This is a genomic window from Pantoea ananatis LMG 2665 (assembly GCF_000710035.2).
Lineage (GTDB): Bacteria > Pseudomonadota > Gammaproteobacteria > Enterobacterales > Enterobacteriaceae > Pantoea > Pantoea ananatis.
The window spans coordinates 283,933-305,994 of the sequence record NZ_JMJJ01000010.1 but is presented as its reverse complement, the minus strand read 5'-3'; the positions used below and the strand labels follow the sequence as shown (position 1 = coordinate 305,994).

The following is a 22,062-nucleotide window of genomic DNA, read 5'->3' as shown; positions in this document are numbered from 1 at the left end:
CCGATTAATTCACTGCAATTACTACATGTTGAGTCTAAAATCCAAAAACACACCCATATGTAGTTAACGGAGAAAAAATGGCAACGGTGGTGGTGAAGCGCGACGGATGCCGCGTAGGCTTTGATTCACAGCGTATCGCCGCAGCAGTGAAGGCTGCGGCACGGGCGGCAAACGTGGAAGATGCACGGTGGTGCGACACGGTGGCCGATCGGGTCAGCACTCAACTGGCCCATCGTCAGGAAGTGGATATCGGTGACATCCAGTATGCGGTGGAAGAAACGCTCATGGCCGGGCCTTACCCGCAGCTGGCACGCACCTATATTGAGTATCGTCACGATCGCGACGTGGAGCGCGAGCGCCGCAGCCATCTGCATCACGCCATTCGTGGTCTGGTGGATCAGACCAACGCCGCCCTGCTGCATGAAAATGCCAATAAAGACAGCAAAGTGATCCCCACCCAGCGCGATCTGCTGGCCGGGATCGTCGCGAAGCACTATGCGCAGCAGCAGATCCTCCCCCGGGACGTCGTTCAGGCGCATGAACGCGGCGAGATCCACTATCACGATCTCGATTATTCCCCCTTCTTCCCCATGTTCAACTGCATGCTGATCGACCTGAAAGGGATGCTGACCAACGGCTTCAAGATGGGTAATGCCGAGATCGAGCCGCCAAAATCCATCGCCACCGCAACGGCCGTCACGGCGCAGATCATTGCGCAGGTCGCCAGCCATATTTACGGTGGAACCACGCTGAACCGCATTGATGAAGTGCTGGCACCCTATGTGGAAAAGAGCTTCGCAAAACACCTTGCCGTGGCGCAGGACTGGCACATTCCTCAGGCGGACGCCTATGCTCGCGAACGTACCGAAAAAGAGTGCTATGACGCCTTCCAGTCGCTGGAATACGAGGTAAATACGTTACACACGGCAAACGGGCAAACCCCGTTCGTGACCTTTGGTTTTGGCCTGGGCACGAGTTGGGCGGCACGGCTGGTTCAGACCTCCATTTTGCGTAACCGCCTGGCGGGGCTGGGTAAAAATCACAAAACCGCCGTGTTCCCAAAGCTGGTCTTTACGATTCGGGAAGGCGTGAACCGCCGTGCGGGAGAGGTTAACTACGACATTAAGCAACTGGCGCTGACCTGTGCCAGTAAGCGGATGTATCCCGACATTCTGAATTATGATCAGGTGGTCCAGGTCACTGGCTCCTTTAAAACTCCCATGGGCTGCCGCAGTTTTCTGGGCGTTTACGAGGAAAACGGTGAGCAGATTCATGAAGGCCGGAATAATATCGGCGTCATCAGCCTTAATTTACCGCGCATTGCGCTGGAAGCAGACGGAGACGAAACCCGTTTCTGGACCTTGCTGGATGCGCGGCTGGCGCTGGCGAAGCGGGCGCTCATGACGCGCGTTGCCCGACTCGAAAAAACCAAAGCCCGCGTTGCGCCTATCCTGTACATGGAAGGCGCCTGCGGCGTGCGGCTTAATGCCGATGATGAGATTGGCCCCATTTTCCGCAATGGCCGCGCCTCGCTGTCACTGGGCTATATCGGTCTGCATGAAACCCTGAATGCCCTGAGTGGCGCGCAACACCATCCTTTCGATGATGCGGCGCTGCGCGCTAAAGGCGTTGCCATCGTGGCCCATATGCGTGCGGCTACCGATGCCTGGAAAGACGAAACCGGCTACGGCTTTAGTCTCTACAGCACGCCCAGTGAGAACCTGTGCGACCGCTTCTGTCGTCTGGATGCCGCGCAGTTTGGCGTGGTAAAGGGGGTAACCGATAAAGGCTACTACACCAACAGCTTCCATCTGGACGTTGAGAAGAAGGTGAATCCCTACGATAAGATCGATTTTGAAGCGCCCTATCCGTCGTTGGCTAACGGCGGGTTTATCTGTTACGGCGAATATCCCAACGTGCAGCACAACCTCAAGGCGCTGGAAGACGTGTGGGATTACAGCTATGACCGCGTGCCCTACTACGGCACCAACACGCCGATTGACGAGTGCTACGAATGCGGGTTCAACGGGGAATTCACCTGCACCAGTCGCGGCTTTACCTGCCCCAACTGCGGCAATCACGATCCTGCCCGGGTTTCGGTTACGCGCCGCGTATGTGGCTATCTCGGCAGCCCGGATGCGCGTCCGTTTAACGCCGGTAAACAGCAGGAAGTGCAGCGTCGGGTGAAGCACCTGGATAGCGGACAGCTGGGATGATGCGCATCCATCGTTACTACGATGTGGATATCGTGAACGGGCCCGGCACGCGCTGTACGCTGTTTGTCTCAGGCTGCGAGCACCAGTGTCGCGGCTGTTACAACCAGAGCACCTGGCGGCTGGATTCCGGCGTGCCGTTTACGCTGGAAATGGAGGAGCAGCTGTTAGCGGATTTACAGGATACGCGTATCCCGCGTCAGGGTTTATCGCTGAGCGGCGGCGATCCGCTGCATCCTCATAACGTGCCGCATGTTCGTCGGTTAGTGAAACGGGTAAAACAGACGTGCGCAGGCAAAGATATCTGGTTGTGGACCGGCTATGACATGCAGGCACTCAGCCCGGCACAGCGCGCGATCCTGCCCTGGATAGACGTGGTGATTGACGGGCGGTTTGAAGAGGCAGAACGCGATGCCACGCTCCTGTGGCGCGGCAGCCGAAATCAGAAAATCTGGTATCTATGCTGAAACACGGGGGATCGCGCCGGACTCGATCAGCGTGAACCCCGTATTTTCTTCGGCAAACGCCTGGTGATGCAGGCAGCGAGCCACGTCCTGAGCCGACACGGCACGCCAGTTGCCTGGCAACCAGGCGAACAGCGGAGCCATCAGGCTTTCTCCCCGACGTTTATCTTTTCGTTCACCCAGCAACAGCGAAGGCCGGACCACCGTCAGGCTCGGCCACGCCTGATGGCGCAGCGCATTTTCCATCTCACCTTTCACGCGATTGTATAAAAAGGGGGAGTGACGGTTAGCACCGTGCGCACTGACCACCAGCATCTTTCTGGCCCCCAGACGTAACGCGTTCAGGGCGGTGTCCACCACCAGCGTGTAATCCACGTGAATAAAGGCCTCTTTACTGCCCGCCTGCTTACGCGTGGTGCCAAGACAGCAAAATACCGTCGTCAGCGGTGCCTCCAGCGGGCGCAGGACATCCGTGAGATCGGCTTCAACAGGGTTGACGACCTTGTTCATTGCGGGAAGCGCACGACGGCTGGGCGCAATAATTTCATCCACGCGCGGATCGTCGATCAGTAAACGCAGCAGACAGGATCCCACTAAGCCGGTTGCGCCCGTCAGTAATACACGATTCATCTCAGAATATTCCCTGTTTCGCTGCCAGCCGTGCAAAATCTGGCCAATGTGAGCCGCCTGGCTTGCGTTCTCAGAATCGACAACCAGGCTTAACAGGTCATCAGGATAGCGCAGTATGCGCCTGACATGCCTAAAGGAGAGTATAGATGAGCACCAGAATTGCGGTTCTGATCACCGATGAATTTGAAGACTCTGAGTTTACCTCGCCAGCCGAAGTCTACAAACGTGCAGGCTATGAGGTGGTTACCATTGAGGAACAGGCGGGTAAAACCGTGAAGGGCAAACAGGGCGATGCTGAAGTCGCCATCGATCGCAGCATCGACGACGTTAGCCCGGCGGAATTCGACGCACTGCTGCTACCGGGTGGACACTCGCCGGATGCGCTGCGCGGTGACGACCGCTTTGTTGCCTTTACCAAAGACTTTGTGGCCAGCGGCAAACCCATCTTTGCTATCTGCCACGGGCCACAACTGCTGATCAGCGCCAACGGCGTTCGCGGTCGTAAAATGACCAGCGTGAAGGCCATTGCGATCGACCTGATCAATGCGGGTGCCGACTTCCGTGATGAGGAAGTGGTGGTTGACGGTGACAAGCTGGTCACCAGCCGTACGCCGGCGGATCTGCCTGCCTTTAACCGTGAGTCCCTGCGTATTCTGCAGGCACTGTAACGGCCCACGCCCTTTTCCGCCAGGAAGGGGGCGCTTCATTTACGCCTCGCGTTGCCAGACAATTTTTTTGCCGAAACCCAGCGCATTGTCGGTCATTTTCAGCTCATCAAGCGTAATTTCCCACAGGGGCGCAGAAACCTTGCGCGAAACCGGGAAGCGACGTTGGTACGCGGTGCGCGCCTCAGACGCGTCTTCTTCGCTGAGCGGCCGGATATGACCCCGATACTGCACGCCTTTTATCAGCAGTACCGTCTTCGGCTGTCCATTGATTGTCCCCGCCACGCGGTTATTTTTCATTGCTAACAGGCCATGGCGCGTATCCGACTCCGTCATGAGCCAGAAAGCCATGCGTAATTCATCAAACACGTAGTAGCAGTTTGCACACCACAGATCATCGTCAGCACAGCAGCACAGGGACAGCACATGCTGCTTTTTCAGGTAGCGAACAAGATGGGCAAGGTCAGACACAATCAACTCCGGGTAAGGGCGACGGATAGCACGGCGCAAAGAAGCGCGCTACACTGCCGGGCGGGCATTTCTGGAACACATTATGAGTCAGCACTGGCAACTTTACCTGATACAAACGGCCGCAGGCATGCTGTATACCGGCATCACAACCGACGTTGCGCGCCGCCTTGGACAACATGCCTGTGGGCGCGGGGCCCGGGCCCTGCGCGGTAAGGGCCCATTGGCGCTGGTCTATGCCTGCGCGGCGGGCGACCGGTCGCAGGCTTCCGCGCTGGAGTACCAGGTTAAGCAACTGACCCGTCAACGAAAACTACAGTTGGTTGCCGAGCAACCCGTAAGCCTTACCGCCTGGCTCAGCGCAGTGGATTAAAAGGCGCGGAATACTCAATGCGCCCTTCGGCCCCGTCAAACGCGTTGTCTGCCAGAGGGTACACCAGGAAAGAGGCTTCGCTATCCGGCCAGCGGCAGTGCAATCCATGCCGTGCTGCGGGCTCGAAACCCAGGTGGCTATACAATGCGGGATCGCCCCTTACCACAACGGCGCTGTAGCCAAACTCATTCAGCGTATCCAGACCTTCGTAGACCAACTGTTTCGCTATGCCCTGACCACGCAGGCTTTCATCCACGGCCAGCGGAGCCAGTCCGACCCAGTTGCGATCTTCCCCCTGCAGGGTAACCGGGCTGAAGGCGGCATAGCCCAGCACCTGCCCTTCATCGTCTGTGGCGACGACGCCCAGCGTTAGCAGCCCGTCTTCACGCAGGGCCTGAGTCAGCTCGGCTTCGGCTGAGGTGGGAAAACAGCGTCGCAGTAATGCATCGATACCGGCGGCATCCACGCCAATTTCTGTGCGTATTAACATGAGACACCCGCGCGTGCCTGTGCGGCTTTCGCGTCCTGTTGCATTGTTGTCTCCACGATTGCGGCCATCTGTTGAATGGCGGTACGTAACCCCTTGGGCATGGTGTTGAGTTCAATTGCATCCATTACGTTCTTAACCTCCAGTCCCAGTTCCGTATCCCCTTCGATCAGCAGTCGGCGCTGAAAGAAAAGCATATCAGGATCCGCTTTGCGTGCTGCTACCAGCAACAAATCATTGGCGTTGCCCCGGAACCAGACATCTGCTTCGGCATGCTGCAACACCCTCAGTTGGCCGCCTTCCAGCGTGGTGATCCACGTGAGATTAATATCGCTAATCTCAATCCCCAAAAAGCGTCCCTGAAGAAAGTCTAACTCACCTTCGGCTAAAACATGACGAAATTGCCAGTTTAAGAGTTGTTGCAAGAGCTGCTTCTTCAATATGAAGGGAGCAAGTGTTGCAGGTAAGCTAAGGATTTTATGGCCGTTTTTGACTAAACTGGCAGATAACCGCTGGAACACGTTTTGCACTCCTGTCACAAAAATTTTAGCTATATTGCCATAGAGTGCCATTCCCGCCTCCTTTGAGATCAATAAAACCTATCGTAAGCGGGTTAAAAAAAAGCCAGGCTATCTCATCAATGACCGTTTCACTGCCCTAAATCAACATTTGCCCAAAGCGCCATGACTAGACTCGTGCCCCATCTGCATCACGAGAGGATTGAGTATGGAGCTGCTGTGTCCGGCCGGAAACCTGCCTGCGATACGAAGCGCGGTCGAAAATGGTGCCGATGCGGTTTATGTCGGACTGAAAGATGACACCAACGCGCGTCACTTTGCAGGATTGAATTTTACAGATAAGAAACTGCACGAAGCGGCGTACTACCTTCATCAGCATCGCCGTAAGCTGCACGTGGCGATCAATACCTTTGCACATCCTGACGGCATGCAGCGCTGGCAGCGGGCTATCGATGTGGCGGCAGACAGCGGTGCTGATGCGCTGATCCTGGCGGATATTGCAACGCTGGAATATGCCACCGCGCGCTATCCTCACATCGAACGTCATCTGTCAGTGCAGGCTTCCGCCACCAACCTTGAGGCCATTCGTTTTTATCATCGCCATTTCAATTTGCACCGAGTGGTACTGCCGCGCGTACTGTCGATTCATCAGGTAAAACAGCTGGCGCGCAGTACACCTGTTCCGCTGGAGGTCTTTGCCTTTGGCAGCCTGTGCATCATGGCCGAGGGCCGCTGCTACCTCTCTTCCTGGCTAACCGGTGAATCGCCAAACAGTAAAGGCGCCTGCTCCCCCGCGAAGTTTGTTCGCTGGCAACAAACGCCGGCCGGCATGGAGGTACGCCTTAATGACGTGCTGATCGATCGCTATCGCGCAGAGGAAAGCGCCGGCTATCCCACGCTGTGCAAAGGCCGTTATCAGGTTGACGACCAGCGCTATCACGTGCTGGAAGAGCCCACCAGCCTGAATACGCTTGAACTGTTGCCAGAGCTGATGCGGGCAGGCATTGCCTCCGTAAAAATCGAAGGCCGTCAGCGCAGCCCTGCCTACGTATCCGATGTCGCCCGCGTCTGGCGTCAGGCTATCGATCGCTGTCAAGCTCAGCCGGATAACTTTGAAGTGGCACAACAGTGGACGAAAACGCTGGGGGCCCTGTCAGAAGGCACGCAGACCACCTTAGGCGCCTATCATCGTGACTGGCAGTGAGGAAAAACCATGAAATACTCTCTCGGCCCCGTGCTCTGGTACTGGCCCACCGCCACGCTGGAACATTTTTATCACCTCACTGCTGACAGCAGCGCTGACATTGTTTGTCTTGGGGAAGCCGTCTGCAGCAAGCGACGCGCCACGCCTTTTGCCGCCTGGATGGATTTAGCACGAATGCTGTCAGCCCGTGGGAAGCAGGTGGTCATTAGCACGCTGGCTTTGCTGCAATCCCCTTCTGAGCTCAAAGAGCTACAGCGCTATGTAGAGAACGGCGAGTTTATTATTGAGGCCAACGACCTGGGCACCGTGAATATGGCGGCAGAGCGCAAGCTGCCCTTCGTTGCGGGACCCACGCTCAATGTTTATAACGCCGATACGCTGCAGCTTTTAGTCAAAGAGGGCATGACGCGCTGGTGCTTGCCCGTTGAAATGCCGCGCGACTGGCTAGTGGAGCTGCTCCAGCAGTGTGAGACAAGAGGCATCCGCCAGCAGTTCGAGGTGGAGGTGCTGGGTTATGGTCATTTGCCGCTGGCCCTGTCAGCCCGCTGCTTTACAGCACGTTCGGAGAATCGCGCCAAAGATGCCTGCGAAACCTGCTGTATTCATTATCCCCATGGACGCCGGGTCCTCTCACAGGAATCGCAACAGGTTTTCGTCCTGAACGGTATCCAGACTCTGAGCGGTTACTGCTATAACCTGGGGAACGATCTGGTTGGTATGCACAACTATGTAGATATCGTGCGGTTGTCACCTCAGGATGAGGAAACCTTAAGCCTTATTGACCGTTTCCGCGCAAATGAAGAGAGGCAGGCCCCCCTGGATCTGGCGAAAAATCGGGACTGTAATGGCTACTGGCGCAAGCTGCCGGGCATGGTTTTGCAGGCTGGAGACTGAAAGGCACATACAGGCAACATACGGCGAGTGTAAAAAGTTTTAATATGGCGGATGTTACGCAATACTTGATGGCGCAGGGTATGACACCTGCGCTATACACTCTGGAGTACTCATGTCTGAGAAAAAAAGCGTTCGCCTCTCCGTACTCGATCTTGCCCCTGTTCCTCAGGGCGCCACGCCTCGTGATGCGTTTCACCATTCACTCGCGCTGGCGCGTCAGGCTGAAGCCCTGGGATTCGAACGTTACTGGCTGGCTGAACACCATAATATGACCGGCATTGCCAGTGCCGCCACGTCTGTGCTGATTGGCTATCTGGCCGCGAACACCACAACGCTGCGTCTGGGTTCGGGCGGCATTATGTTGCCGAATCACGCGCCGCTGGTGATTGCAGAACAGTTCGGCACTCTGGCCTCGCTTTATCCCGACCGTATCGATCTGGGATTAGGCCGCGCCCCCGGCTCGGATCAGCGCACCATGCTGGCCCTGCGCCGCAACCTGTCGGGCATTCAGGCCGATACCTTCCCGGACGATGTCGCTGAGTTGATCGACTGGTTTGATGCGGAAGCCGGCGCGCAACCACCTGTTCAGCCGGTGCCCGGCTTAGGCCTGAAAATTCCGGTGTGGCTGCTGGGTTCCAGCCTTTACAGCGCACAGCTGTCGGCCAAAATGGGACTGCCGTTTGCCTTTGCCTCGCACTTTGCCCCGGACCAGCTGTTCCAGGCTCTGCATGTCTATCGCGAGAACTTTACGCCTTCAGCCCGTCTCGCCGAGCCGTACGCTACGGTGTGCATTAACGTGGTTGCCGCTGACAGCGAAAGCGACGCGCGTTTCCTGTTCACTTCAATGCAGCAGCAGTTTATTAATCTGCGCCGCGGCAAGCCGGGCCCGCTGCCTGCCCCGGTCCAGAACATGGACAGCCTGTGGTCGCCGTCAGAACAGTATGGCGTTCAGCAGGCGCTGAGCATGTCGCTGGTAGGGGATGTCGAGAAAGTGCGTCACGGACTGGCTTCACTGCTGCGTGAAACCCAGGCGGATGAGATTATGGTTAACGGTCAGATTTACGATACGCAAGCCCGTCTGCACTCGTTTAAGCTGGCGATGGACGCTGCACGCAGCCTGTAAATCAGCAGCAGCCCTTCTGGGATAAGCCAGAATCAGGACAAAAAAAGGGAAGCCCGCAGGCTTCCCTTTTTATTACGACGATTTAGCTCGCTTACGCGTCACGACGACGTGGTGCAGCCGCACCGTCTTCACGACGTGGACCACGACCGCCTTCGCGGTTGAAGCTGCGTCCGCCTTCACGACCACCTTCACGGCGCTCAGAAGAGAAACGACGCGGGCCCTGACCTTCAGGACGTGCACCGCCGCCACGACGTTCGCCAGCACCAGCGCCAGGACGACGCTCGCCACGGCCACCTTCGTGCGGCTGAGCATCACCCAGCAGCTGCATATTCATTGGCTTTTTCAGAATACGCGTACGGGTAAAGTGCTGCAGCACATCACCTGGCATGCCTTTCGGCAGCTCGATGGTGGAGTGCGTACCAAACAGTTTGATGTTACCGATGTAACGGCTGCTGATATCGCCTTCGTTGGCAATTGCGCCCACGATGTGACGCACTTCAACACCGTCGTCACGGCCCACTTCAATGCGGTACAGTTGCATATCGCCAACGTCACGACGTTCGCGACGTGGGCGGTCGCCATCACGGCTTTCGCGTGGACCACGTGCATCACGGCTCTCACGACGATCGTCACGCTCACGGAATTCACGACGCGCTGGACGTGGTGCATCAGCAGGAACGATCAGCGGACGCTCACCCTGTGCCATTTTCAGCAGCGCAGCAGCCAGCGTTTCGATATCCAGCTCTTCTTCAGGCTGCATCTTCGCCAGCAGCGCACGGTACTGTTCCAGATCGCTGCTTTCCAGCTGCTGCTGAACTTTTGCCGCGAACTTAGCCAGACGACGCTGACCCAGCAGTTCTGCATTTGGCAGCTCAACTTCTGGAATGGTCAGCTTCATGGTGCGTTCGATGTTACGCAGCAGACGACGCTCGCGGTTCTCTACGAACAGCAGTGCGCGACCTGCACGACCAGCACGACCGGTACGGCCGATACGGTGAACGTAAGATTCTGCGTCCATCGGAATATCGTAGTTAACAACCAGGCTGATACGCTCAACGTCCAGGCCACGGGCCGCAACGTCGGTAGCAATCAGGATATCCAGACGACCATCTTTCAGGCGCTCCAGCGTCTGCTCACGCAGTGCCTGGTTCATATCGCCGTTCAGTGCCGCACTGTTGTAACCGCTGCGCTCCAGCGCTTCAGCCACTTCCAGCGTTGCGTTTTTAGTGCGCACGAAAATGATCGCAGCATCGAAGTCTTCTGCTTCAAGGAAGCGAACCAGCGCGTCAGTTTTACGGCCGTAAGCCGTCCAGTAACTCTGGCTGATGTCTGGGCGCGTAGTCATGCTTGACTGAATGCGCACTTCCTGCGGATCTTTCATAAAACGCTTGGTAATACGACGAATCGCTTCTGGCATGGTGGCAGAGAACAGTGCGGTCTGATGACCTTCTGGGATCTGCGCCATGATAGTTTCAACGTCTTCGATGAAGCCCATGCGTAACATTTCATCGGCTTCGTCCAGCACCAGACCACGCAGGTTAGACAGATCTAACGTGCCACGTTTCAGGTGATCCAGCAGACGGCCTGGAGTACCTACGACAACCTGTGGTCCCTGGCGCAGGGCGCGCAGCTGCACGTCATAACGCTGGCCGCCGTAAAGGGCAACCACGTTCAGACCGCGCATATGTTTAGAGAATTCGGTAACAGCTTCAGCTACCTGCACCGCCAGTTCGCGGGTCGGTGCCAGCACCAAAATTTGCGGTGCTTTAACAGTTGGATCGATGTTGTGTAACAGCGGCAGCGAGAACGCTGCAGTTTTACCACTCCCGGTCTGCGCCATACCTAATACGTCACGGCCCGCCAGCAGGTGAGGAATACACTCAGCCTGGATTGGGGATGGCTTGACATAGCCCATGCCGTTCAGTGATTCAAGGAGTTCGGCGTTCAGGCCAAGTTCTGCAAAAGTGGTTTGAATATCAGTCATGTAGTACACGTGCCTCGTTGATTGCGGCGGCCAGTCTACATAACTCGTCGTGAAAACTTTCAGTCATTTTCATCAAAAAGTGTGAACCGGCTCAAATTAGAAGTTTTGACGAACAGAAAAGCCCTCATCCCTGAAGATGATGACTTGACAGGTTTTACAGGCAAAAAAGTTCGTCAGCTATTGCTGGTCAGATTCTGATAAATCGTCTTGTGCCTGGCCGAGTTGCGCCAGTTCCAACAATGCGTATCGGTGTTCAACAAAGTTATTCACGTTGTTGGCAACCGCCAGTTTGAACAACGCTTCTGCGTTGTCCTTCTCCCCCAGACTTAGGTAATACTTACCTAAATAGAAGTTGGTTTCACTGAGATGTTCAGCGAGCGAGGTGTTATCCGTTGCGTCCGCCTTGAGACGTTCCATCAGTGTTGCTTCGCTGATGTCGCCCAGGTAGAACTCGACAATATTCCATCCCCATTGGTCCTTGACCGCTTTGTCGTAACGCTGCTTAAGCGCCACTTTTGCTTTGTCGGCATCCATCCTGCTTTCAACCAGGTAGAGCCACAAGCTGCGGAAAGGATCGTTAGGATCGTCTTGATAAAACGCCAGCAGATCATCTTGCGCTAACTTGTATCGACCGCCGTAATAGAGGGCGATACCACGATTTAAATGCGCATAGTTGTAAGTTGGATCAAGCTCAAGTACAGAATCAAACGCTTCATAGGCGGCATCAAAGTTGCCCGCCTGCGTTAAGTATATACCAAGATAGTTAAACACTTCTGGCATATCTGGTCTTATAGACAGCGCTTGCGAAAAATCGTTCCGCGCTAATGCCCTCAGACCCAAACTATCATACAACACTCCGCGCTCATATAACAGCTGTGCGCGTTCATCATCGGTAAGGGCTCGACTGGCAAGAATTTGTTCCATGCGAGCCAGAATCACTTCCTGTTGCAGTGTGGGCTGTAAAGGTACTGCAAGAACTTCGTTCTTACGCCAATTGGAGTTGCTGCATCCTGCCAGCGTCAAAGCTGTCGCAACAAAACACCAGCGCAAAAAAGGCTTCATTTCCCACTCCCGAATACAAACATTGGGACAACCATCCTGTTATCCGCCTGCTGTGCACAAGGATTCCCGCCCTCGCGATGACACAAAAGCCTCTCCCTGCCAGGCAAGGAGAGGCAAATCAGGAAAGACTTATTCAGCGTCAGGTGCGCTCTCAGCTGCAACAGCTTCAGGCTTGGTTTCTGTCGCTTCTTTGATGCTCAGACGTACGCGGCCCTGGCGATCGACTTCCATCACCTTCACCGGGACTTCCTGACCCATCTGCAGATAGTCAGTCACTTTCTCAACGCGCTTATCGGCGATTTGAGAAATATGCACCAGACCTTCTTTACCACCGCCGATAGCGACGAAGGCACCAAAGTCTACGATACGTGTGACTTTACCGCTGTAGATACGGCCCACTTCGATTTCTGCGGTGATCTCTTCGATACGACGAATCGCTTCTTTCGCTTTCAGACCATCGGTTGCTGCGATTTTCACGGTACCGTCATCTTCGATTTCGATGGTTGTACCGGTTTCTTCGGTCAGCGCACGGATCACAGAACCGCCTTTACCAATCACATCTTTGATCTTGTCTGAATTGATCTTGATGGTGTAAATGCGCGGTGCGAACTCAGAGATTTCCTGACGCGGCGTGCTGATAGCCTGTTCCATTACGCCCAGAATGTGCAGACGCGCACCTTTGGCTTGGTTCAGCGCAACCTGCATGATCTCGCGGGTGATACCTTCGATTTTAATGTCCATCTGCAGCGCAGTGATACCTTCACGGCTACCGGCGACTTTAAAGTCCATATCGCCCAGATGATCTTCATCACCCAGGATGTCGGACAGGACAACAAACTTGTCGTCTTCTTTCACCAGGCCCATTGCGATACCCGCAACAGAGGCCTTGATTGGCACACCGGCATCCATCAGTGCCAGAGAGGCACCACAGACCGAGGCCATAGAAGAGGAACCGTTAGATTCGGTGATTTCAGAAACCACACGCACGGTATACGGGAAATCTTCAGCTTTAGGCATCACGGCCAGCACGCCGCGCTTCGCCAGACGACCGTGACCGATTTCACGACGCTTAGGCGAGCCCACCATACCGGTCTCACCAACGGAGTACGGAGGGAAGTTATAGTGGAACAGGAAGCTGTCAGTGCGTTCGCCCATCAGTTCATCCAGGTTCTGCGCATCGCGGGTGGTGCCCAGCGTCGCGGTCACCAGCGCCTGTGTTTCACCACGGGTGAACAGTGCGGAACCGTGTGTACGTGGCAGAACGCCCGTGCGCACGTCCAGACCACGGATCATGTCTTTTTCACGGCCATCAATACGTGGCTCGCCGTTCAGAATGCGGGTACGAACCACATTCTTTTCCAGGCTGTGAACGATATCGCCGATTTCGGCCGCATCGAGTGATTCATCTTCTGCCAGAAGCGCAGCAATGGTTTCGTCTTTAATGACGCCAACCTGGGTGTAACGCTCTTGCTTATCGGTAATGCGGTATGCATCGCTGATACGGGTTTCGGCCAGCGCCGCAACGCGTGAAATCAGTGCAGTATTTGCCTGCTCTGGCTGCCAGTCCCAACGCGGTTTGCCCGCTTCGGCAACCAGGGAGTTGATGTTTTCAATCACGATCTGCTGCTGATCGTGGCCAAACACCACCGCACCCAGCATCTGCTCTTCAGACAGGATTTCCGCTTCAGATTCCACCATCAGAACGGCGTTCTGTGTACCGGCAACAACCAGGTCCAGACGGGATGTTTTCAGCTCATCAGCCGTTGGGTTCAGTACATACTGGTCATTGATATAACCTACGCGTGCCGCACCGATAGGGCCGTTGAAAGGCAGACCTGACAGCGCCAGGGCTGCAGAAGCACCGATCATGGCAACGATGTCCGGGTGAACCTGTGGGTTAACTGAAACAACGGTCGCAATAACCTGCACTTCGTTGACGAAACCTTCCGGGAACAGCGGACGCACCGGACGGTCAATCAGACGTGAAATCAGGGTTTCGCCTTCGCTTGGGCGACCTTCACGACGGAAGAAGCTACCTGGGATACGACCAGCAGCATAAGTACGCTCCTGATAGTTAACGGTCAGTGGGAAAAAGTCCTGACCTGGCTTGGTTTTTTTCTGACCAACAACGGTGACAAATACTGCGGTATCGTCCATGCTCACCATCACGGCGGCAGTCGCCTGGCGAGCCATCATGCCGGTTTCCAGCGTGACGGTATGTTGACCATATTGGAATTTGCGTACGATCGGATTAAGCAAAATCAAAGTCCTTAACATCGGGGCAGTGCTATATTGAGCCTGCCATTGATTACCGATCCTCGTTGCATCCTCGCGACTAATGACAACCCTTAACCGCCCCTGCGGTAAAAGCCTCTCATTAGCCGCGCGAACCTCTGCAAACAAAGATCACACCCAACAACAATACATGAGTTTGCTCAGGATTGCTGCGCATTGCTCGAAAAAAGGGGCCATAAAGGCCCCCTTTTCATGAAACTCGCACAAATCAGATCGCCAGTCGGGTTTTAGCGCACTTAAGTGGCATCCCTGACGACCCGATTTTAAGACTTAGCGACGCAGACCGAGACTTTCGATCAGGCTGCTGTAGCGTGCAACGTCTTTACGCTTCAGGTAGTCCAGCAGCTTACGACGCTGAGATACCATGCGCAGCAGACCGCGGCGGCTGTGGTGGTCTTTCTTGTGCTCAGAGAAGTGGCCCTGCAGATGGCTGATCTGCGCGGTCAACAGTGCAACCTGAACTTCGGTTGAACCGCTGTCGTTAGCACCACGACCATATTTAGCAACGATCTCTGCTTTAGCTTCTACGCTTAGAGACATAATAAACTCCAGTTAAATGAATGTATGGGCGCCGATCTCTAATTCAGCATCCCGCTTTAAAGCCGCGCCATTCTACTCTTCGCCAGAGGGCAACGCAAATGCCCAACGCGGAAAGCGCACAACTTAATTCTGATACTCCACCACTAAACGGCGGGGAGCAATTCGGCCATCCTCGGCAATTTCAGCCATGCCGATAAATTTGCCCTCTTCACCTTCGGTGACGCGTACTAAGCCCTGGGCTGGCGCCTGACTGGCGTGAACCGGTTGGCCCTGCTTAAAGTAGGCGGCGACATCGGATGAAACGTTAACCGCCGGATAATTGGACGCCGGGCTGTCCATTGGCAGAAGCAGCGGATCAAGGTGCTGCGCCAGATCTTCACCTGCCTCACTGGCGCGATGCTGCAGTGCCTGGAGCTGCTCCAGTGTGACCATCTTCTCAAACGGATAACGGGCAACCTGTACCCGGCGCAGCATGATGACGTGCGCACCGCAGCCAAGCTTCTCGCCCAGATCGTCAATAATGGTGCGAATGTAGGTGCCTTTGGAACAGTGGACGTCCAGCTCCAGCTCATTGCCCTGCCAGCGAATAAACTGCAGCGCATAAACGGTAATCGGGCGGGGTTCACGTTCGATGGTGATGCCTTCACGTGCGTACTCATACAGTTTTCTGCCCTGATGTTTCAATGCAGAAAACATGGAAGGCACCTGCATGATATCGCCACGAAAACTGTCCAGCGCCGTGTCGAGTTCTGACTGAGTGAAGGTCACAGGACGGGTCTGCACCAGATTGCCGTCCGCATCGGAGGTATCGGTGCGTTCACCCAGGCGGGCAATCACACGATAGCGCTTATCGGAGTCCAGCAGATACTGAGAAAACTTGGTGGCTTCACCCAGGCAAATCGGCAACATGCCGGTGGCCAGAGGATCGAGCGCGCCGGTATGTCCTGCACGGTTAGCGTTGAAAATACGCTTGACCTTTTGCAGGACATCGTTGGATGACATCCCTTGTGGTTTATCCAGCAATAAGACGCCATGGACGTCGCGACCGCGACGACGAGGACGACTCATTACGCCTCCTCGTCATCGTCCGTGGCCTCAGGACCACGACGCTCAACGTCTTTTTTCACCACGTTGGTGACGAGGTTAGACATGCGCATCCCTTCGATCAACGAGTTGTCGTAGAAGAAGGTTAGTTCCGGCACGATACGCAGGCGCATGGCTTTACCCAGCAGCGTGCGAATATAACCCGAGGCTTCTTTTAACGCTTTCAGGCCATTTTGTACGGCTTCTTCATCTTTATCATTGAGGAAGGTAACAAACACTTTGGCGTAAGCGAGGTCACGGGATACCTCAACGCCAGAAACGGTCACCATCATGCCCAGGCGCGGATCTTTAATTTCACGCTGCAGGATCATGGCTATCTCTTTTTGCAGCTCCTGCGAAACACGCTGCGGACGGCCAAATTCTTTCGCCATTTTTATTTCTCCCAAATAATTCGGGAGGCCAGCGGCCTCCCAAATTGCATCATTAACGCTAAGACTTAAGCGATAGTGCGTTTAACTTCAATCACTTCGAAGACTTCGATCATATCGCCGACACGAACGTCATTATAGTTCTTCACGCCGATACCGCACTCCATGCCGTTACGCACTTCGTTCACGTCATCTTTAAAGCGACGCAGTGATTCCAGTTCGCCTTCGTAGATCACCACGTTATCGCGCAGTACGCGGATTGGGTTGTGACGTTTGATATTGCCTTCCGTCACCATACAACCTGCCACTGCACCAAATTTCGGTGATTTGAACACGTCACGCACTTCAGCCAGACCGATAATCTGCTGTTTGTACTCTGGAGCCAGCATACCGCTCATCGCGGCTTTCACTTCGTCAATCAGGTTATAGATGACGGAGTAGTAACGCAGATCCAGGCTTTCAGCATCGATCACGCGGCGCGCGGACGCGTCAGCACGAACGTTGAAGCCCAGCAGGATAGCGTTGGATGCCGCTGCCAGCGTGGCGTCGGTTTCGGTGATCCCACCTACGCCTGAACCGACAATCTTCACCTTCACTTCGTCGGTGGAGAGTTTCAGCAAGGAGTCGGAGATCGCTTCCACAGAACCCTGTACGTCAGCTTTGAGCACGATGTTCAGTTCGGACACTTCGCCTTCGGTCATGTTCGCAAACATGTTTTCCAGCTTAGATTTCTGCTGACGCGCCAGTTTCACTTCGCGGAATTTGCCCTGACGATACAGTGCCACTTCACGCGCTTTCTTCTCGTCACGAACCACGGTCGCTTCATCACCCGCTGCCGGTACACCGGACAGGCCGAGGATCTCAACCGGGATTGAAGGACCCGCTTCCATCACTTCGCGGCCCAGCTCGTCACGCATCGCACGGACACGGCCGTATTCGAAGCCGCACAGAACGATGTCGCCCTTGTTCAGCGTACCTTCGCGTACCAGCACTGTGGCAACCGGACCACGACCTTTGTCGAGGAACGATTCAATCACCACGCCGCTCGCCATACCTTCACGGATAGCGGTCAGCTCAAGAACTTCAGCCTGCAGCAGGATAGCATTTAACAGGTCATCGATACCGGTACCCGCTTTCGCAGAGACGTTAACGAACATGTTTTCGCCGCCCCACTCTTCCGGGATGATCCCGTACTGCGTCAGCTCGTTTTTAACACGATCCGGATCGGCTTCTGGCTTATCGCACTTGTTCACCGCAACCACTACCGGCACTTTCGCCGCTTTGGCGTGCTGGATAGCTTCAACGGTCTGTGGCATCACGCCATCATCCGCCGCGACGACCAGGATAACGATATCCGTTGCCTGCGCACCACGTGCACGCATCGCGGTAAACGCGGCGTGGCCCGGGGTATCCAGGAAGGTTACCATGCCGTTTTCAGTTTCTACGTGATACGCACCGATGTGCTGCGTAATACCGCCCGCTTCGCCAGAGGCGATTTTGGTTGAGCGGATATAGTCCAGCAGGGAGGTTTTACCGTGGTCAACGTGGCCCATGATGGTCACGACCGGCGCACGGGATTCCTGTGCGGCATCGGTATCACGATCGTCCATTACCGCTTCTTCCAGCTCGTTCTCACGACGAAGGGTCACTTTGTGGCCCATTTCTTCGGCAACCAGCTGTGCGGTTTCCTGGTCGATGACCTGATTGATGGTCGCCATGGCGCCCATTTTCATCATCGCTTTAATGACCAGTGAACCTTTGACGGCCATTTTGTTAGCCAGTTCGGCAACGGTAATGGTTTCGCCAATGATGACATCACGGTTAACCGCCTGCGCTGGCTTGTTAAAGCCCTGCTGCAGTGCGCTTGGTTTGCGATGTTTACCGCCTTTACCGCCACGAACCTGCGCACGCGCTTCTTCGCGGTCAGTTTTGGCTTCTGAATGCTTGTTGCCTTTTTTCACCGGACGGGCAGCTTTCGCACTGCGGGTACGGGCACGGCCTGCTTCAACCTGACGATCGTTCTCGTCTTCGGCCTGGCGGGCATGCGTAGAGGTGGTGACGTGATAGTCGCCCTTATCCTCTTCTTCAGGCTTTTCCCATTCAGCCGCTTTTTCTACGGCTAAACGGCGGGCTTCTTCCGCAGCGAGGCGGGCAGCCTCTTCCAGCTTACGGCGCGCTTCTTCTTCCGCTTTACGCTTCAGTTCGGCGGCTTCCGCTTCACGACGTGCTTTATCGGACTGCGCGGCCTTGGTCACTTCGTCGGTAGGTTGATTAGTCACTTTCTCATTTTCCGCTGCTGCACGCTTGGCCTTTTCAGCGGCTTCGCGCCTGGCTTTCTCTTCGGCTTCACGTTGCGCTTTCTGTTCCGCTTCACGACGCGCTTGTTCAGCGGCCTCGCGTTGCGCCTGCTCTTCCGCTTCACGCTGTGCCTCAGCTTCCGCTTCTGCCTGAGCTTGCTCAGACTCTGCATCACCTTTCACGTACGTACGCTTTTTGCGGACTTCGATTTGCACCGACTTACTTTTACCCCCGGTGCCAGGAATATTCAAGGTGCTACGCGTTTTGCGCTGCAATGTCAGTTTGCCTGAACCGGCCTGACCATGCTTCAGGTGAGACAGTAAGGTTTCTTTCTCGTGCTGGGTCACCGCATCATTTTCAGACTTTGGGATCCCCGCATCAGCAAACTGCTGTACCAGGCGATCGACCGAAGTCTGAATTTCTGCTGCCAGCGATTTTACGGTTACATCTGTCATGCTGTTCCTTCCTGTTATTACGCGTCATCGCCGAACCAGCAGATATTGCGTGCGGCCATAATTAGCGCGCCAGCTTGCTCATCAGTCAGCCCTTCAATATCCGTCAGGTCGTCAACACCTTGCTCGGCGAGATCTTCCAGCGTGCAAACGCCTTTCGATGCCAGACGGAAAGCCAGTGCACGATCCAGACCTTCGAGATTCAGGAGGTCTTCTGCAGGTTCCTGATTACCCAGGCTCTCTTCTTTTGCCAGTGCCAGGGTGGTTAACGCATTTTTTGCTCGTTCACGCAGGGCTTCAATGGTCTCTTCGTCGAGGCCGTCAATTTCCAACAGCTCGTTGATTGGCACATAGGCCATTTCTTCCAACGTTGAGAAGCCCTCTTCCACCAGAATGGTGGCGAACTCTTCGTCGATGTCGAGATGTTTAGTGAACATATCGATCGCCGCATGTGCTTCAGCCTGATGCTTGGCCTGCAGATCATCGACGGTCATCACGTTCAGCTCCCAGCCACTCAGCTGTGAAGCCAGACGCACGTTTTGGCCATTACGGCCGATCGCCTGGGCCAGATTGCCAGCCTCAACAGCGATATCCATCGTGTGGTTATCTTCATCAACCACGATTGACGCCACATCGGCCGGAGCCATGGCGTTAATCACAAACTGTGCCGGGTTGTCGTCCCACAGCACGATATCGATTCGCTCGCCGCCCAGCTCACTAGACACTGCCTGAACACGCGCACCGCGCATACCCACACAGGCACCAACGGGATCGATACGTTTGTCATTGGTTTTTACTGCAATTTTGGCACGCGAACCCGGATCGCGGGCAGCGGCTTTAATTTCAAGGACTTCTTCGCCAATTTCTGGCACCTCAATGCGGAACAGTTCGATCAGCATTTCAGGTTTAGAACGCGTCACAAACAGCTGCGCGCCGCGTGCTTCAGGACGCACGGCATACAAAACGCCGCGGATACGGTCGCCCGGGCGGAAGTTTTCACGTGGCAGCATGTCTTCACGCAGGATCACGGCTTCAGCATTGTTGCCCAGGTCCAGCGAGATGTTGTCGCGGTTAACTTTTTTCACCACACCGGTGATGATTTCGCCTTCCTGCTCGCGGAACTGATCCACCACCATCGCACGTTCGGCTTCGCGCACTTTTTGTACGATAACCTGTTTCGCCGTCTGCGTCGTGATACGGTCAAACGTAACAGATTCAATCTGGTCTTCTACATATTCGCCCAGATTGAGAGACTCGTCTTCGTAGCGCGCTGCATCCAGCGTAATTTCGCGCGTAGGCTGCGTAACCTGCTCTACGATTTCCCAACGACGGAACGTGTCGAAATCGCCGCTCTTACGGTCGATGCTGACGCGTACGTCAATTTCCTGCTCGTACTTTTTCTTGGTCGCAGTCGCCAGCGCGCTCTCCAGCGCTTCGAAGATTTTCTCACGCGGCAGGGCTTTTTCGTTAGAAACGGCTTCTACAACAGCTAAGATCTCTTTGTTCATCCTGGTTAGCCTCAATCCGGACTTTTAAAAGTGGGGGACCAGGTTCGCTTTCTGAATATTACTCAGCGCGAACACCTCGTCGTTACCCTCAACGTTTACCGTTATCATCTCGCCCTCAACAGACTTGATGATTCCCTGCCATTTACGGCGGTTTTGAACGGCCATACGCAGCACCAGGCTCACCTCATCGCCGGTAAAGCGTGCATAATGTTCTGCAGTGAACAGAGGACGATCGAGCCCCGGTGAGGACACTTCAAGGTGGTAAGGCACCGTGATGGGATCTTCCACATCCATCACCGCACTCACCTGGTGGCTGACGTCCGCGCAATCGTCAACATTGATGCCATCTTCACTATCAATATAGATGCGCAGGGTTGATGTGCGACCACGAACGAATTCAATTCCGACCAGTTCGTAGCCGAGCGCTTCTACCGGAGCAGATACCAACTCTGTCAATTTTTGCTCTAATGTGGACAAGCCCACCCCCAAGACATAAAAAAAGGGCCTATAGCCCAGTATTACGATTCGCTAATAACAAAAAACCCCGAATATTCGGGGCTTTTTATCACTGGACCCTGTATGCCGCACTGCGGCCCGGACGCCCATCCAAAAGAATTTTTTTCAAAATTCGCTGCTTATGCGCCCGTCGATGCACACAGTATATTTGAAAAAGAACTCTAAGGGAAAGTGGTTGCGGGGGCCGGATTTGAACCGACGACCTTCGGGTTATGAGCCCGACGAGCTACCAGGCTGCTCCACCCCGCGTCCGAAAACGTGGCGAATATTACGCCGAACATGCATAAAATGCAAGTAATACTAAGATTTGGTACCGAGGACGGGACTTGAACCCGTAAGCCCTTTCGAGCACTACCACCTCAAGGTAGCGTGTCTACCAATTTCACCACCTCGGTACTGCACTGACTGCGACGCTGTTCTGCCGCTTTTTCCTGACGCTATATTGCTGCTATTAGTGCGGGATATCATTGCCCGGCGTAGCCGGTTTAGCTGGCTGAGTCTGCTGTTGAGACTGAGCTGGCGCAGTGAGGTTTTCCCATTCGCTTCCTTTGGACGTCTTGTTACTGTTCAGGTTACCCAGAATCAGGCTGATCACGAAAAACAGCGTAGCCAACACTGCGGTCATGCGAGTCATAAAGTTACCCGACCCGTTCGAACCAAACAGCGTGCCAGACGCGCCTGCACCAAATGATGCTCCCATATCAGCGCCTTTGCCTTGCTGCAGCATAATAAGACCCACGAGGCCAATCGCTACAATAAGGAAAACAACTAACAGAGCTTCGTACATAATCAACCTGTTTCCTTGCGCGTAATCCGCACAGTTAAAGCTTCAACCAATATGACGGGGAGTATGTTCATCACCCATCAGAAGCGGGTGTGAATACTAACCAATGGCG

22 protein-coding genes and 2 tRNA genes are annotated in these 22,062 nt (G+C 54.9%); 7 read left to right on the top strand and 17 right to left on the bottom strand.

Annotated features, from left to right (window positions below; all coding sequences use genetic code 11):
• The first annotated feature begins 77 nt into the window (after positions 1 to 77).
• Both nrdD and nrdG read left to right on the top strand, forming a co-directional pair.
• Positions 78 to 2,216, top strand: coding sequence for an anaerobic ribonucleoside-triphosphate reductase (gene nrdD / locus EL29_RS20415; RefSeq protein WP_014606738.1), 2,139 nt, complete (start codon positions 78 to 80; stop codon positions 2,214 to 2,216).
• Entirely contained in the window at positions 2,213 to 2,680 is a 468-nt protein-coding gene (nrdG, locus tag EL29_RS20410) for an anaerobic ribonucleoside-triphosphate reductase-activating protein (protein ID WP_028715969.1), read from the top strand. Before nrdD ends, nrdG begins: the two co-directional genes overlap by 4 nt.
• Here nrdG and EL29_RS20405 read toward each other — a convergent pair.
• The gene (locus EL29_RS20405) at positions 2,672 to 3,307 is read right to left on the bottom strand and encodes an NAD(P)H-binding protein (protein ID WP_015701089.1); all 636 of its coding nucleotides are present in this window, start codon (positions 3,305 to 3,307) and stop codon (positions 2,672 to 2,674) included. The genes nrdG and EL29_RS20405 overlap by 9 nt on opposite strands.
• Before the next feature lie 146 nt (positions 3,308 to 3,453).
• On the opposite strand from EL29_RS20405, the gene EL29_RS20400 reads away from it, so the two are divergent.
• On the top strand, positions 3,454 to 3,975 hold the full coding sequence (locus tag EL29_RS20400) for a type 1 glutamine amidotransferase domain-containing protein (RefSeq protein WP_028715968.1): 522 nt from the start codon (positions 3,454 to 3,456) through the stop codon (positions 3,973 to 3,975).
• A gap of 39 nt (positions 3,976 to 4,014) precedes the next feature.
• Here EL29_RS20400 and EL29_RS20395 read toward each other — a convergent pair whose 3' ends face one another.
• Positions 4,015 to 4,443 carry a YhbP family protein gene (locus EL29_RS20395; RefSeq protein ID WP_014606741.1) on the bottom strand — a complete coding sequence of 143 codons (429 nt, stop codon included), beginning with the start codon at positions 4,441 to 4,443 and terminating at the stop codon, positions 4,015 to 4,017.
• A gap of 82 nt (positions 4,444 to 4,525) precedes the next feature.
• On the opposite strand from EL29_RS20395, the gene EL29_RS20390 reads away from it, so the two are divergent.
• Entirely contained in the window at positions 4,526 to 4,813 is a 288-nt protein-coding gene (locus EL29_RS20390; RefSeq protein ID WP_013024364.1) for a GIY-YIG nuclease family protein, read from the top strand.
• On the opposite strand, the gene EL29_RS20385 is transcribed toward EL29_RS20390, so the two are convergent.
• Positions 4,797 to 5,303, bottom strand: a complete 507-nt coding sequence (locus EL29_RS20385; RefSeq protein WP_013024363.1) for a GNAT family N-acetyltransferase — start codon at positions 5,301 to 5,303, stop codon at positions 4,797 to 4,799. The two genes, EL29_RS20390 and EL29_RS20385, sit on opposite strands and share 17 nt — an antisense overlap.
• On the bottom strand, positions 5,297 to 5,821 hold the full coding sequence (gene ubiT / locus EL29_RS20380; RefSeq protein ID WP_033766292.1) for a ubiquinone anaerobic biosynthesis accessory factor UbiT: 525 nt from the start codon (positions 5,819 to 5,821) through the stop codon (positions 5,297 to 5,299). The genes EL29_RS20385 and ubiT overlap by 7 nt, the downstream gene beginning before the upstream one ends.
• 205 nt (positions 5,822 to 6,026) lie before the next feature.
• On the opposite strand from ubiT, the gene ubiU reads away from it, so the two are divergent.
• From ubiU to EL29_RS20365, 3 genes are all read left to right on the top strand, one after another.
• Positions 6,027 to 7,022, top strand: a complete 996-nt coding sequence (ubiU, locus tag EL29_RS20375; protein WP_014595166.1) for a ubiquinone anaerobic biosynthesis protein UbiU — start codon at positions 6,027 to 6,029, stop codon at positions 7,020 to 7,022.
• 9 nt (positions 7,023 to 7,031) lie between these two features.
• Positions 7,032 to 7,916 carry a U32 family peptidase gene (locus tag EL29_RS20370; RefSeq protein ID WP_028715966.1) on the top strand — a complete coding sequence of 295 codons (885 nt, stop codon included), beginning with the start codon at positions 7,032 to 7,034 and terminating at the stop codon, positions 7,914 to 7,916.
• A gap of 112 nt (positions 7,917 to 8,028) precedes the next feature.
• Complete coding sequence (locus EL29_RS20365; protein ID WP_013024359.1) at positions 8,029 to 9,039, top strand: luciferase-like monooxygenase; 1,011 nt, start codon at positions 8,029 to 8,031, stop codon at positions 9,037 to 9,039.
• A gap of 91 nt (positions 9,040 to 9,130) precedes the next feature.
• Here EL29_RS20365 and EL29_RS20360 read toward each other — a convergent pair whose 3' ends face one another.
• From EL29_RS20360 to secG, 13 genes are all read right to left on the bottom strand, one after another.
• Positions 9,131 to 11,023, bottom strand: coding sequence for a DEAD/DEAH family ATP-dependent RNA helicase (locus tag EL29_RS20360; protein WP_029571477.1), 1,893 nt, complete (start codon positions 11,021 to 11,023; stop codon positions 9,131 to 9,133).
• Positions 11,016 to 11,090 carry a protein YrbN gene (gene yrbN, locus EL29_RS23470; protein ID WP_226374622.1) on the bottom strand — a complete coding sequence of 25 codons (75 nt, stop codon included), beginning with the start codon at positions 11,088 to 11,090 and terminating at the stop codon, positions 11,016 to 11,018. The genes EL29_RS20360 and yrbN overlap by 8 nt, the downstream gene beginning before the upstream one ends.
• 110 nt (positions 11,091 to 11,200) lie before the next feature.
• On the bottom strand, positions 11,201 to 12,085 hold the full coding sequence (nlpI, locus tag EL29_RS20350; protein WP_013024357.1) for a protease adaptor lipoprotein NlpI: 885 nt from the start codon (positions 12,083 to 12,085) through the stop codon (positions 11,201 to 11,203).
• 129 nt (positions 12,086 to 12,214) lie between these two features.
• Positions 12,215 to 14,344, bottom strand: a complete 2,130-nt coding sequence (pnp, locus tag EL29_RS20345) for a polyribonucleotide nucleotidyltransferase (RefSeq protein ID WP_014606747.1) — start codon at positions 14,342 to 14,344, stop codon at positions 12,215 to 12,217.
• Between the two features lie 306 nt (positions 14,345 to 14,650).
• Complete coding sequence (rpsO, locus tag EL29_RS20340; RefSeq protein ID WP_006121766.1) at positions 14,651 to 14,920, bottom strand: 30S ribosomal protein S15; 270 nt, start codon at positions 14,918 to 14,920, stop codon at positions 14,651 to 14,653.
• Between the two features lie 123 nt (positions 14,921 to 15,043).
• Positions 15,044 to 15,988, bottom strand: coding sequence for a tRNA pseudouridine(55) synthase TruB (gene truB, locus EL29_RS20335; RefSeq protein ID WP_028715965.1), 945 nt, complete (start codon positions 15,986 to 15,988; stop codon positions 15,044 to 15,046).
• Entirely contained in the window at positions 15,988 to 16,395 is a 408-nt protein-coding gene (gene rbfA, locus EL29_RS20330) for a 30S ribosome-binding factor RbfA (RefSeq protein WP_014606748.1), read from the bottom strand. Before rbfA ends, truB begins: the two co-directional genes overlap by 1 nt.
• A 65-nt stretch (positions 16,396 to 16,460) precedes the next feature.
• The gene (gene infB, locus EL29_RS20325; protein ID WP_013024353.1) at positions 16,461 to 19,145 is read right to left on the bottom strand and encodes a translation initiation factor IF-2; all 2,685 of its coding nucleotides are present in this window, start codon (positions 19,143 to 19,145) and stop codon (positions 16,461 to 16,463) included.
• Between the two features lie 17 nt (positions 19,146 to 19,162).
• Positions 19,163 to 20,650, bottom strand: a complete 1,488-nt coding sequence (gene nusA, locus EL29_RS20320) for a transcription termination factor NusA (RefSeq protein WP_014595162.1) — start codon at positions 20,648 to 20,650, stop codon at positions 19,163 to 19,165.
• 24 nt (positions 20,651 to 20,674) lie between these two features.
• Positions 20,675 to 21,127, bottom strand: coding sequence for a ribosome maturation factor RimP (rimP, locus tag EL29_RS20315; protein ID WP_006121761.1), 453 nt, complete (start codon positions 21,125 to 21,127; stop codon positions 20,675 to 20,677).
• 211 nt (positions 21,128 to 21,338) lie between these two features.
• A tRNA-Met gene (locus EL29_RS20310) sits at positions 21,339 to 21,415 on the bottom strand.
• Between the two features lie 59 nt (positions 21,416 to 21,474).
• Positions 21,475 to 21,561, bottom strand: a tRNA-Leu gene (locus tag EL29_RS20305).
• Positions 21,562 to 21,617: 56 nt separating this feature from the next.
• Positions 21,618 to 21,953, bottom strand: coding sequence for a preprotein translocase subunit SecG (secG, locus tag EL29_RS20300; RefSeq protein ID WP_014606749.1), 336 nt, complete (start codon positions 21,951 to 21,953; stop codon positions 21,618 to 21,620).
• Positions 21,954 to 22,062 lie beyond the last annotated feature (109 nt).

Excerpts from the sequence above, each read along its gene's own strand:
- nrdG (WP_028715969.1), top strand. The coding sequence starts at position 2,213 with ATGATGCGCATCCATCGTTACTACGATGTGGATATCGTGAACGGGCCC.
- EL29_RS20365 (WP_013024359.1), top strand. The coding sequence starts at position 8,029 with ATGTCTGAGAAAAAAAGCGTTCGCCTCTCCGTACTCGATCTTGCCCCT.
- ubiU (WP_014595166.1), top strand. The coding sequence starts at position 6,027 with ATGGAGCTGCTGTGTCCGGCCGGAAACCTGCCTGCGATACGAAGCGCG.
- EL29_RS20370 (WP_028715966.1), top strand. The coding sequence starts at position 7,032 with ATGAAATACTCTCTCGGCCCCGTGCTCTGGTACTGGCCCACCGCCACG.
- EL29_RS20360 (WP_029571477.1), bottom strand. The coding sequence starts at position 11,023 with ATGACTGATATTCAAACCACTTTTGCAGAACTTGGCCTGAACGCCGAA.
- rpsO (WP_006121766.1), bottom strand. The coding sequence starts at position 14,920 with ATGTCTCTAAGCGTAGAAGCTAAAGCAGAGATCGTTGCTAAATATGGT.
- EL29_RS20400 (WP_028715968.1), top strand. The coding sequence starts at position 3,454 with ATGAGCACCAGAATTGCGGTTCTGATCACCGATGAATTTGAAGACTCT.
- nrdD (WP_014606738.1), top strand. The coding sequence starts at position 78 with ATGGCAACGGTGGTGGTGAAGCGCGACGGATGCCGCGTAGGCTTTGAT.
- nlpI (WP_013024357.1), bottom strand. The coding sequence starts at position 12,085 with ATGAAGCCTTTTTTGCGCTGGTGTTTTGTTGCGACAGCTTTGACGCTG.
- rbfA (WP_014606748.1), bottom strand. The coding sequence starts at position 16,395 with ATGGCGAAAGAATTTGGCCGTCCGCAGCGTGTTTCGCAGGAGCTGCAA.
- secG (WP_014606749.1), bottom strand. The coding sequence starts at position 21,953 with ATGTACGAAGCTCTGTTAGTTGTTTTCCTTATTGTAGCGATTGGCCTC.
- EL29_RS20385 (WP_013024363.1), bottom strand. The coding sequence starts at position 5,303 with ATGTTAATACGCACAGAAATTGGCGTGGATGCCGCCGGTATCGATGCA.
- EL29_RS20390 (WP_013024364.1), top strand. The coding sequence starts at position 4,526 with ATGAGTCAGCACTGGCAACTTTACCTGATACAAACGGCCGCAGGCATG.
- nusA (WP_014595162.1), bottom strand. The coding sequence starts at position 20,650 with ATGAACAAAGAGATCTTAGCTGTTGTAGAAGCCGTTTCTAACGAAAAA.
- EL29_RS20405 (WP_015701089.1), bottom strand. The coding sequence starts at position 3,307 with ATGAATCGTGTATTACTGACGGGCGCAACCGGCTTAGTGGGATCCTGT.
- infB (WP_013024353.1), bottom strand. The coding sequence starts at position 19,145 with ATGACAGATGTAACCGTAAAATCGCTGGCAGCAGAAATTCAGACTTCG.
- truB (WP_028715965.1), bottom strand. The coding sequence starts at position 15,988 with ATGAGTCGTCCTCGTCGTCGCGGTCGCGACGTCCATGGCGTCTTATTG.